The 11673-nt window shown below is 63.0% G+C and carries 10 protein-coding genes; 4 read left to right on the plus strand and 6 right to left on the minus strand.

From position 1 onward, the window contains the following. Positions 1-151: 151 nt before the first annotated feature. The 4 genes from AC0L30_RS14145 to AC0L30_RS14160 all read right to left on the minus strand — a co-directional run bounded on the left by AC0L30_RS14145 (position 152) and on the right by AC0L30_RS14160 (position 4389). A complete protein-coding gene (locus AC0L30_RS14145; RefSeq protein WP_473404499.1) occupies positions 152-991 on the minus strand; it encodes a M48 family metallopeptidase in 840 nt (279 codons plus the stop codon). Between the two features lie 217 nt (positions 992-1208). Beyond that, positions 1209-2537 carry a polyhydroxyalkanoate depolymerase gene (locus AC0L30_RS14150; RefSeq protein WP_007598173.1) on the minus strand — a complete coding sequence of 443 codons (1329 nt, stop codon included), beginning with the start codon at positions 2535-2537 and terminating at the stop codon, positions 1209-1211. A gap of 121 nt (positions 2538-2658) precedes the next feature. Further along, a complete protein-coding gene (locus AC0L30_RS14155; protein WP_007598174.1) occupies positions 2659-3477 on the minus strand; it encodes an ABC transporter permease in 819 nt (272 codons plus the stop codon). Positions 3478-3585: 108 nt separating this feature from the next. Further along, a complete protein-coding gene (locus AC0L30_RS14160) occupies positions 3586-4389 on the minus strand; it encodes an ABC transporter ATP-binding protein (protein ID WP_354200228.1) in 804 nt (267 codons plus the stop codon). Between the two features lie 105 nt (positions 4390-4494). Here AC0L30_RS14160 and AC0L30_RS14165 point away from each other — a divergent pair, with 105 nt between their 5' ends. Further along, positions 4495-5805 carry an ActS/PrrB/RegB family redox-sensitive histidine kinase gene (locus AC0L30_RS14165; protein ID WP_007598177.1) on the plus strand — a complete coding sequence of 437 codons (1311 nt, stop codon included), beginning with the start codon at positions 4495-4497 and terminating at the stop codon, positions 5803-5805. 102 nt (positions 5806-5907) lie between these two features. Further along, positions 5908-6462, plus strand: a complete 555-nt coding sequence (locus tag AC0L30_RS14170) for an ActR/PrrA/RegA family redox response regulator transcription factor (protein WP_007598178.1) — start codon at positions 5908-5910, stop codon at positions 6460-6462. A gap of 121 nt (positions 6463-6583) precedes the next feature. On the opposite strand, the gene AC0L30_RS14175 is transcribed toward AC0L30_RS14170, so the two are convergent. Next, on the minus strand, positions 6584-7072 hold the full coding sequence (locus tag AC0L30_RS14175; RefSeq protein ID WP_035993816.1) for an MmcB family DNA repair protein: 489 nt from the start codon (positions 7070-7072) through the stop codon (positions 6584-6586). A 239-nt stretch (positions 7073-7311) separates the two neighbouring features. Between AC0L30_RS14175 and AC0L30_RS14180 the strand changes: the two genes are divergently transcribed. Beyond that, the gene (locus AC0L30_RS14180; protein ID WP_354200230.1) at positions 7312-9009 is read left to right on the plus strand and encodes an alpha-amylase family protein; all 1698 of its coding nucleotides are present in this window, start codon (positions 7312-7314) and stop codon (positions 9007-9009) included. Positions 9010-9165: 156 nt separating this feature from the next. On the opposite strand, the gene AC0L30_RS14185 is transcribed toward AC0L30_RS14180, so the two are convergent. Continuing rightward, positions 9166-10764 carry an alpha-amylase family glycosyl hydrolase gene (locus AC0L30_RS14185; protein ID WP_473404500.1) on the minus strand — a complete coding sequence of 533 codons (1599 nt, stop codon included), beginning with the start codon at positions 10762-10764 and terminating at the stop codon, positions 9166-9168. 172 nt (positions 10765-10936) lie between these two features. On the opposite strand from AC0L30_RS14185, the gene AC0L30_RS14190 reads away from it, so the two are divergent. Next, the gene (locus AC0L30_RS14190) at positions 10937-11617 is read left to right on the plus strand and encodes an MBL fold metallo-hydrolase (RefSeq protein WP_007598186.1); all 681 of its coding nucleotides are present in this window, start codon (positions 10937-10939) and stop codon (positions 11615-11617) included. Positions 11618-11673 lie beyond the last annotated feature (56 nt).

Below are 11673 nucleotides of genomic sequence, written 5' to 3' on the forward strand. Positions count from 1 at the left end.
ATTTTTTGCGCTGGCGGGCTGCTTATTTTTTTAAAAACACACACCACCAATCCCGCGGGGTTTTCTCTTTTCAAAAATCCGGCCTCTCAAAACCCGCCCCCCCGGCTGGCGGGGCCCATGACAGCATCGGATGGGGTTGGCAGCGCGAGCTCTAATCCTCGACCCCGTACCGGTGCAAATCGTTGCCGTACGTATCGAGCCACTTCTTGGCGCGCTCCATCGACGGGCAGACCTTGCCGCAGACGCGCCAGAACCGCGCCGAGTGGTTCATCTCGACGAGATGGGCGACCTCGTGCGCGGCGAGATAGTCGAGCACGTAGGGCGGCGCGAGGATCAGGCGCCAGGAGAACGACAGCGACCCGGCCGAGGTGCAGGAGCCCCAGCGGCTCGATTGATCGCGGATCGAGAGCCGCTTGACCTTGACGCCGAGCTCGCCGGCATAGGATTCCGCCGCACGCTGAAGGTCGCGGCGAGCCTCGCGCTTGAGGAAGTCGCTGACGCGACGATCCGCATGCTCGACGCCGCCGGCGACGCAGAGAATGCGTTCACCGCTATCGCGCACTTCCGTCCACACCGTACCGCGCGTGCCGGCGCGATGAACGATGCGATGAGAAACGCCGCGAAGCGGTATGACTGTGCCAGGCTGGAACGGTGCGGCCTTCGGCAAACGGCCGAGACGTGCCGCGATCCATGCGCCGTGGCGCTGCGCGAAGTCTTTTGCTTCGGCGAGCGTGCCGCGCGGCGGCATGGTGAGGATGGCTTCGCGATCACTCGGATGAATTCTGAGCGTGTAACGGCGCGCGCGGCGATGCCGGCGCAGTCGAATCGCAAAATATTGCGATCCATGGGTGATCAGGAGGGTCTTCGGCTCGTGGGGCCGCCGATAGAGGAGTGCGCGAGTGGCCATGTCTGTCAGTCCGGGGGGCAGGAGAGCGCCCGGATTCTGCCATAACCGCCGCCAGGGAAAGCGCTCGGCGCAAAAACAAATCATTTGCCCAATATACAGGGGTCTGGCGTCCGGCAGACCCTACAGACTGGGGTTGGAACCGGCTTTTTTCGCCCCCGTTCGGCGCATGCGGCGCCCCCAAGGGGTGAGGTTGGACTCACTCCTACAAAGCTACCTAAATACCGCGAATCTGGCGGGGACTCGCCCCTGTCGGAGCCTCCGACAGGGCGTCGATTTTCAGCGGGAAAGCCGAAATGCGCGATTATTCGGCCGCGAGAGCCTGCAATGAGCTCGGATTCGCCGCCGAGACCATGAAGTCATGGATGCGCGGCACGATTTCCGATTTGAAACGGGAGCCGTTGAACACGCCGTAATGTCCGACGCCCTTCTGGACGTAATGAACGCGGCGATGATCGGGAATCGAGCTGCACAATGTGTGCGTTGCTTCGGTCTGACCGATGCCGGAGATGTCGTCGTTCTCGCCTTCGACCGTCATCAACGCGACGCGCGTGACCTTGGAGGGATCGACGCGTGTTCCACGATGGGTCATCTCGCCCTTCGGCAGCGAATGCTTCACGAACACGGTGTCGACGGTCTGCAGGTAATACTCGGCGGAGAGATCCATCACCGCGAGATATTCGTCGTAGAAGTCGCGATGCTTGTCGACGAGGTCGCCGTCGCCCTTCACCAGATTGGCGAACAGCTGCTTGTGGGCATCCATATGCCGGTCGAGATTCATGCTGATGAAGCCGTTGAGCTGCAGGAATCCCGGATAGACGTCGCGCATCATGCCCGGATGCGGGAACGGCACCTTGGTGATGACGTGGTTGCGGAACCAGTCGATACCGCGCTCCTGGGCGAGGTTGTTCACCGCGGTCGGATTGCGGCGGGTGTCGATCGGGCCGCCCATCAGCGTCATCGAAGTCGGCACGAAGGGATCACGCAGCGCTTCCATGATGGAAACGGCAGCGACGACGGGAACCGAGGGCTGGCAAACCGCCAGCACATGCGTGTTACCGCCGAGGACATGCAGCATTTCGATGACGTAGTCGATGTAATCGTCGAGATCGAAACGGCCGTCGCTGAGCGGCACCATGCGGGCATCGGCCCAATCGGTGATGTAGACCTCATGCCCCGGCAGGAAAGCCTCGACGGTACCGCGGAGCAGCGTCGCGTAATGGCCGGACATCGGCGCTACGATCAGCACGCGCGGCTGCGGGCTGCGCAGCGGACGGGTGAACTTGCGATCGAAGTAGAGCAGGCGGCAGAACGGCTTTTCCCAGACCGAGCGAACCTCGACGGGAACGCGGATGCCGTTGACCTCGGTGTCGTTGAGGCCCCATTCCGGCTTGCCGTAACGGCGCGTGGTGCGTTCGAACAATTCGCAGGCCGCGGCAACCGACTTGCCGACCTCGGTGCGTGCCCATGGATTGAGGGGATTCTGAAACAGCAGCTTGGTCGCGTCCGTGATCGCACGCGCCGGATTGAGAGAGGCTTGCCCCATCTCGTACATCCAGTACATCGGCGTCGTCAGGACCGGACTGCCTTCGGCCACCAGGGGCGGCGCGCCGCCAAACTCGCCAATCGGCATCGCTATATTCCTCTTCGCATCGCAGCATACTGCCGAATGCGTAATATTGCGTCAATGCATGGTTCCGTACATTTACGTGGCCCGGTCGCCCAAACCGGGCTGAATCCACGAGAAAGTTACGTTATTCGCCGCCTGACAGCAGCGAGCCCTGCATCCTGGCGCTGCGCAAAAGGGCAAGGAATGCCCCAAAAGATGCAATCAACAGCACCGCATTGATGGCCAACGCGCTCAGCATCAGATCGGTCCTGAAGGTGTTTTCGATCAGCAGCGCGCGCATCCCTTCGAACACGTAGGTCGGCGGCAGCGTCCAGGCAACATATTGCAGCCAGACCGGCAGCACGCTGACGGGATAGTAGACGCAGGCGAGCGGCATGATGCCGAACATCAAGGTCCAGACGATGCTCTCGGCGCCGAGGCCGTTTCGCAGCACCAGGCCAGAGACGAAGATGCCGACCGACCAGCTCGTGAAGATCAGGTTGCAGAAGAACGCGATCAGCGGCACACCGAGCGCATAAACGTTGAAGTGAAACAGGAACAGCGCAAGCAGCGTCATCGGGATGACGCCGATCGCGAGCCTGATCAGGCTCATGATCATCAGCGAAAGCAGAAATTCGATCGGCTTCAACGGGCTCATCATGAGATTGCCGAGGTTGCGCGCCCACATCTCTTCCAGAAACGAGATCGAAAAGCCAAGCTGCCCGCGAAACAGGATGTCCCAGAGGATGACCGCGCCGATCAGGGTGCCGCCGGCACGTGCGAAGAAGTTTGCATTCTGCGCGATATAAAGCTGAAGAAAGCCCCAGGTGATGACCTGCAGCGCCGGCCAGTAGAGCAGCTCGAGCAGCCGCGGCCAGGACGACAGCAGGAGGTACCAATAGCGCAGGATCATCGCGCCGATGCGATGGAGGGAGATGCCGCGGTGGAGGGAGGCCTCACTCATCGCGCACTCCCGTAGCCCGGATGAGCGAAGCGATACCCGGGACCTTGCTGGCGGCGTTCCCGGGTATCGCTTCGCTCACCCGGGCTACGTTCGCAACATACGGCCTTCTCATCGTGCCGCCTCCTGTGCGCCGTTCACCCTTCCGCGCGCGACGTCCAGAAACACCTCTTCCAGCGTGGTGCGGTTGTAGCGCGCCATGATGGCTTCGGGCGTATCGTCGTCCTCGATACGGCCGCGCTTCATGATGATGACGCGGTCGCAGAGCCGCTCGACTTCGAGCATGTTGTGCGAGGCCAGCAAGATGGTGGCGTTGTTCGCCTTGCGATAACGCTCCAGATGACCCCGGACCCAGTCGGCGGTGTCGGGATCCAGCGAGGCGGTCGGCTCGTCCAGCAGCAGCAGCTCGGGCTGGTTGATCAGCGCCTTGGCAAGCGCAACGCGCGTCTTTTGTCCTGCGGAGAGCTTGCCGTTGGCGCGGTCGATGAACTCGGTGAGATCGAGATCGCAGGCCAGCTCAGCGATGCGGTCGGAGAGGTTCTTCACCGCATAGAGCTTGCCGAACACGGTGAGGTTCTGACGCACCGTGAGCCGCATCGGCATGTCGACATAGGGGCTCTCGAAATTCATCCGTCCCAGCACGGAAGCGCTGTCCTCCGGCATCCGATGCCCGAGCACCTGCACGCGGCCGAAGGTCGGCAGCACGAGGCCCATGATCGTCGCGATGGTCGTGGTCTTGCCGGCGCCGTTGCCGCCCAGCAGCCCGGTGATGCTGCCGCGCGGTAGCGAAAAGGAGATGTCGTCGACGGCCCGGGTCTGCTTGTAGACCTTGACGAGGTGATCGACCGCGATGGCCGCGGAGAGGCTGCGATCCGCGACAGTCGGCCAGCTTGAACCCTGGTCATTCTCGGTCATGCTGGGCGTTCTTCTGCTATTGCAGCGGAGAGCGCAAGGCTTGTAATCCGGTGGTTCCGTGAGCCGCGCGCTTGTGATCGAGAAGGCACCGCCCCCTTGGCCGAAATGACCGAACTTGCCGCTTCCGACTTTCGCCCCGCGCAGCGGCATATCCGCCTGGATACGATCCTGCGGCTGCGCTGGCTCGCGGTACTGGGCCAGCTCGCCGCGATCTTCATCGTGGCGCAGGGGCTGGAATTCAATGTCGAGATCGTTCCCTGCGTCAGCATCATCGCTCTGTCGGCGGCGCTCAATCTGGCGCTCCAGACCGTGTCCAATCCGCTGCAGCGGCTGGAGCCAATGCAGGCGGCCGGACTGCTCGCGCTCAACATCGTGGAGCTGGCGGGTCTCCTGTTCTTCACCGGCGGACTCCAGAACCCGTTCTCGTTCCTGTTCCTCGCGCCCGTGCTGATCTCGGCGACCGCGCTGCCGGCCCGCTTCACCTTCGGCCTTGGCGTGCTGGCTGTCGCCTGCGCCTCGATCCTGTTCTTCTTCCATCTGCCGCTGCCCTGGGATTCCGACGATCCGCTGGTGCTGCCGCCGATCTATCTCGTCGGCGTCTGGCTCTCGATCGCGCTCGCGATCGGCGTCACCAGCCTCTACTCGTTCCAGGTAACCGAGGAGGCGCGCAAGCTCGCCGACGCGCTGGCCGCGACCGAGCTGGTGCTGACGCGCGAGCAGCATCTGACCCAGCTCGACGGCCTGGCGGCGGCCGCGGCGCACGAGCTCGGCACGCCGCTCGCGACGATCTTCCTGATCTCGCGCGAGCTCGAGAAGACGGTGAAGGAACCGAACTTTGCCGCCGACCTGAAGACCCTGCGCGAGCAGACGCAGCGTTGCCGCGACATATTGAGCAAGATCACCCAGCTCTCCTCCACCGGCGCGCCGTTCGACCGCATGAAGCTGTCGGAGCTGATCGAGGAGGTGGTGGCGCCGCACCGCGATTTCGGCGTCGATATCAAGGTGCGCATCGCCGTCGCCATCGTGGCCGAGCCGGTCGGCTCGCGCAATCCGGCGATCCTCTACGGCGTCGGCAACATCGTCGAGAACGCGGTCGATTTTGCCCGCACCACTGTTGAAGTAAATGCGTGGTGGAACAAGGACACGATCGAGCTCGTGATCTCCGATGACGGTCCCGGCATTCCGCCTGACATCCTGAACCGGATCGGCGAGCCCTATTTGTCGCGGCGGCGCAACCAGGACGAAGGCGGCGGCCTCGGGCTCGGCGTGTTCATCGCGCGCACCTTGCTGGAGCGCACCGGCGCCAAGGTCTCGTTTACCAACCGGACCTTTCCTGACCACGGCGCAGTGGTCCAGATCACGTGGCCGAGAGAGCGTTTTGAGGCTATCGAGACCTTTGAAGAAACAATAGGATAGGCCGCGACCTTGCGTCGCACGACGGGGTCGATCGACCATTGGCGGCCTTGGCACCGCCCGATTGCAAGGCCATATGTAGATGCGTTGGAGAGAGGACAAACCTTGAACGCCATCGCCGAACTGAATGAACAGACCGACCGCTCGCTGCTGATCGTGGAGGACGACAAGCCGTTTCTGGAGCGGCTGTCGCGCGCCATGGAAACGCGCGGCTTTGCGGTGACGTCATGCGACACCGTCTCGGACGGCCTGGCGCAGATCGGCAAGGCGGCGCCGGCATTTGCCGTGGTCGATCTCCGACTCGGTGACGGCAACGGTCTCGACGTGGTCTCGGCGCTGAAGAAGAAGCGCCCCGACGCCCGCGCAATCGTGCTGACCGGCTATGGCAACATCGCCACCGCCGTCACCGCGGTGAAGATGGGCGCGGTCGATTATCTCTCGAAGCCCGCGGACGCCGACGACGTCGTCGCGGCGCTGCTGTCGACCGGCTCGGACAAGTCCGAATTGCCGGCGAACCCGATGTCGGCCGACCGCGTGCGCTGGGAACACATCCAACGCATCTACGAGATGTGCAACCGCAACGTCTCCGAGACGGCACGCAGGCTCAACATGCACCGGCGCACGTTGCAGCGGATTTTGGCCAAGCGCGCGCCACGATAACGGTGTCGTAGGGTGGGCAAAGGCGCAAAGCGCCGTGCCCACCGTGCCTGCTTCAATCTTTGACCTGGATGGTGGGCACGCTACGCTTTGCCCACCTTACGACATCCCGCGCGCGGCGCCGCTACTCCCAAAACTCCGCATGCCCCTGCGGATCGACCAGCCGGTTGATCCGCAACGCCGCAGCCATGCCAAATCGCAACGTCATCTGCTTGCGCGTGGCCGCAGCGAGCTTGTGCTCGGGCGCCTCGCAGTGCAGGTGCGCGCCATAGGCATCCGCGATGATCAGACCCGTGTCTTGCGGAAAGATCTCGCAAGGCAGGTCCTGCGTGAAGGCGAAGAACAGCCGGTCGCAATGCGCCCGGTATTCGTGCCATTTCTGATCGGCGCGCAAATCCTCCACCGACGATTTGATCTCGACGATCCAGATCTCGCCGCGCTCATTCAACGCGACGAGATCGGCGCGCCGCCCCGAGGGCAGCGGCAATTCGCTGATGCAGGTGAAGCCGAGCGAGCGCAGCAACCGCGCCGTGCCGCGCGCGATCGCCAGCGCCGTCTCGGATTGACGGCGGTCGGGTGGTGGCACGAGGGCAATGCGGGCGGGATTGTCCATGGGGAGAGGATAACCGATTCCTCCGTCGTCGTCCTGGCGAAAGCCAGGACCCATTACCCCAAGAGTTCGTTGGTGCACGAGCTAATAACCACCAGTCCTCGTCAAATTTTGGCCTGTGGCAATGGGTCCTGGATCTGCGCTTCGCTTGTCCAGGACGACAGTGGCGCGGAACCTCCCCTCCCCTACGCACTTATCACGCAGCCGCCGCACCTCGGCGGAACCACCGAGGCTGCGCGCGCATGATCGACGATCTCTGGTACAAGAACGCCATCATCTATTGCCTGTCCGTCGGCACCTATATGGACGCCAACGGCGATGGCATCGGCGATTTCAAGGGCCTGTTGCGCCGGCTCGATTATCTGCACGGCCTCGGCATCACCACGATCTGGCTGATGCCGTTCCAGACCTCGCCCGGCCGCGACGATGGCTACGATGTCGCCGACTACTACAGTGTCGATGCCCGCTACGGCACGCTCGGCGATTTCGTCGAGTTCACCCATGGCTGCAAGCAGCGCGGCATTCGCGTCATCATCGATCTCGTCGTCAACCACACCTCCGACCAGCATCCCTGGTTCAAGGCCGCGCGGAGCGACAGGAATTCGCCCTACCGCGACTGGTATGTCTGGTCCGACAAGAAGCCGGCCAACGCCAATCAGGGCATGGTGTTTCCCGGCGTTCAGAAATCGACATGGACGCGCGACAAGGAAGCCGGCGCCTGGTACTTCCACCGCTTCTACGATTTCCAGCCCGATCTCAACACCTCGAACCCGCGTGTGCAGACCGAGATCTTGAAGATCATGGGCTTCTGGATCCAGCTCGGGGTCTCGGGTTTTCGCATGGATGCCGTGCCTTTCGTCATCGCGACCAAAGGCGCCAAGGTGAAGAAGCCGGCCGAGCAGTACGACATGCTGCGGACGTTTCGTGAATTCCTGCAATGGCGGCAGGGCGATGCCATCATCCTCGCCGAGGCTAACGTGCTGCCAAAGACGGACATGGAATATTTCGGCCGCGATGCCGACCGCATGCATATGATGTTCAATTTCCAGGTCAACCAGCATCTGTTCTATGCGCTGGCCTCGTCCGATTCCCGCCCGCTGGGGAAAGCGCTGAAGGCGACCAGGCCGCGGCCCGCCTCGGCGCAATGGGGCCTGTTCCTGCGCAATCATGACGAGCTCGATCTCGGGCGATTGACCCCGGCGCAGCGCGACACCGTGTTCAAAAGCTTCGGTCCCGACAAGGACATGCAGCTCTACGACCGCGGCATTCGCCGTCGCCTGGCTCCGATGCTGGGTGGCGACCGCAGGCGGCTCGAGCTCGCCTACAGCTTGATGTGCACGCTGCCGGGGACGCCGGTGATCCGCTATGGCGACGAGATCGCGATGGGCGATGATCTGTCGCTGCCGGAACGCAATTGCGCGCGCACGCCGATGCAATGGTCGACCGAGCCGCATGGCGGCTTCACCACCAGCGACAAGCCGGCCTTGCCCGTCATCGACGAAGGACCGTACGGCTATCCGCACGTCAACGTCGCCAAGCAGCGGCGCGATCCCAACTCGATGCTGAACTGGACCGAGCGCATCGTCCGGATGCGCAAGGAGGTGCCGGAGATCGGCTGGGGCGATTTTTCGATCATCGCGACGCGCGATCCCGCCGTGTTCATCATGCGCTACGACTGGCGCAACAATTCCGTGCTGTTCGTGCATAATCTCGACGAGAAGCCGCGCGAGACTGCGTTCTCGGTGGGGCTGCCGGGCGAGGCCGGCGCGCACCTCATCAATCTGCTCGCGGAGGACCACAGCCACGCCGACAAGCGCGGCCAGCATCGGGTCGTGCTGGAGCCTTATGGGTATCGCTGGTATCGCGTCGGTGGATTGGATTATCTGTTGAAGAGGAGTGATATCGACAAGACGTTGCGGCGTAACAAGCATCCGGGATAGGAGGTGCGACCACACACTCCGTTGTCGTTCCGGCGAAAGCCAGGACCCATTACCCCAATAGGTGATTGTCGTACGAAGTGATAACCACGATCTTCGCCAAACTACTCCCTGGGGTAATGGGTCCTGGATCTGCGCTTCGCTTGTCCAGGACGACGGTCAGGGCGGCGTGATGATCACGCCCTCATTGCCGCGCAAATCCAGCACGCCTTCGAGCCGCTCCCCCTCGCGATCCAGGAATGTCGACAGCAGAACCTCGCTGCCGAACTTGATCGCGCTGGTGGTGACCGCGATCGGCTCGGGGCCGAGATTGAGCACCACGATCACCGCCCTGCCCACGGCCTCGCGGCGATAGATCAGGAGATCGCCTTGCGCCGCGATCGGATGATAGTCGCCTGCGACCAGCGGCGGACACCCCTTCCGCAACGCGATCAGGCGCCTGTAGAGCGTCAGGATCGAACGTGAATCGGCCTCGAGATCGACGACATTGTTGCGGATGTGATCCTCCGGCAGCGGCAGCCATGGCCTGACCTCCGAGAAATCGGCGAAGTTGGACGAATCCCACTGCATCGGCGTGCGGCAGCCGTCGCGGCCGACACCAATGCCGGGCACGTTCTTCTCGAAGGGGTCGCGCACGTCCTCAGGCGCGATCGCGAGCTGATGCATGCCGATCTCGTCGCCGTAATACAGCGTCGGCGTGCCGCGCAGCGTCAGCAGCAGCATGGCGGCGATGCGGGCCTGCTCCGGCCCGACGCGGCTTGCGACGCGTGGGCGATCGTGGTTGCCGAGCACCCAGTTCGGCCAGGCGCCCTTCGGCAGCGCCTTCTCGTAGTCCTCGACGATTTTCTCGATCGAGCGCGCGCTCCAGAAGGTCGAGAGCAGCGCGAAATTGAACGGCATCTGCGCGCCGGTGAGGTCGTTGCCGTAATAGGCCATCAGGCGATGCAGCGGCAGATAGATCTCGCCGATCAGGACGCGGGCATCATAGGCATCCGTGACGCGGCGCATCTCGGCGATGACGTCGTGCACCTCGGGCTGGTCGGTGGAATATTGCGTGAGGATCTTTTCGTTCGGCGGCCGGCTCTCGACATAATGCGGGTTCGGCGGATTGTCGCGGAACTCGGCGTCCTTGATCAGGTGCCAGATCACGTCGACGCGAAAGCCGTCGACGCCCTTTTCCAGCCAGAACCGCATCACGTCATAGATCGCGGCGCGGACATCGGGATTGCGCCAGTTGAGATCCGGCTGTTGAGCGAGGAAGGCGTGATAGTAGTATTGACCGGTGGTCTCGTCGAACTGCCACGCACTGCCGCCGAACTCGGACAGCCAATTGTTCGGCACGCCGCCACCCTCGCCCGGGTCGCGCCAGATGTACCAGTCGCGTTTGGGATTGTCGCGCGAGGAGCGGCTCTCGACGAACCAGGGATGCTGGTCCGAGGTGTGGTTCGGCACGAGGTCGAGGATCAGCTTGAGGCCGTTGTCATGCGCGGCGGCGAGAAGCGCATCGAAATCCGCCATCGTGCCGAACAGCGGCTCGATGCCGGTGTAGTCGGAGATGTCGTAGCCGAAATCGGCCATTGGCGAGGGGAAGATCGGCGACAGCCAGATCGCGTCGACGCCGAGCGATTTCACATAGGGCAGCCGCTGCAAAATGCCGGCGAGATCGCCGACACCGTCGCCGTTTGAATCCTGAAAGGAGCGCGGGTAGACCTGATAGAAGATGCCGTCGCGCCACCAATTGCTGCCGCCCTGAGTCATGCGGGAAATCCATCCAAAAACTGCTTCTCGCGCGGGAGAACGCGGAAGGAGCGCCCCGGTTCAAAACAGCAGGCGAATTGAGACCGCCGTGTGACGATGTCCGCGGCTGTTCCCGTGCCCCGGGGACAAATCTTTTGCTTGGCGGCATGGCAAAAATCGGCATTGTGACACCATGACAGAGCAAAACGAGACACAAGCCGAGGCAGGCGCGAAAGCGGGCGCGATCATCGTCCCCGTGACGCTGTTCGAGCAGAATTGCACCATCATCTGGGACGAGCCTTCCAAGAAGGCCGTGGTGATCGATCCCGGCGGCGACGTGCCGAAGATCCTCGACGCCATCAAACAGACCGGCGTCACCGTGGAGAAGATCTGGCTGACTCACGGCCATATCGACCATGTCGGCGGCGCGGCTGAACTGCGCGACGCGCTGAAGGTGCCGATCGAGGGCCCGCATGTCGCGGACAAATTCCTGCTCGACAACGTGGTCGAGAGCGGCGCGCGCTTCGGCATGACGGGGGTGCGCAATTTCGAGCCGGACCGCTGGCTCGACGAAGGCGACAGCGTGGCGATCGGCGATCTCCAGTTCGAGATCTATCATTGCCCCGGCCACTCGCCCGGCAGCGTGGTGTTCTTCAACAAGGATCTGCGCTTCGCCCATGTCGGCGACGTCCTGTTCGCGGGCTCGGTCGGTCGCACCGATCTGCCCGGCGGCAGTCACGCGACCCTGATCGACTCGATCAAGACCAAGCTGCTGCCGCTTGGCGACGATGTCGGCTTCATTTGCGGCCACGGCGCCGGCTCGAGCATCGGCCAGGAGCGGATGACCAATCCGTTCATCACCGGCGAGATGTAGCTTTTGTTTGAGCATGATCTGTTCGGAAAACCGCTTCACACTTTTCCGGATCATGC

Source organism: Bradyrhizobium sp. MI1.11, from assembly GCF_055811255.1.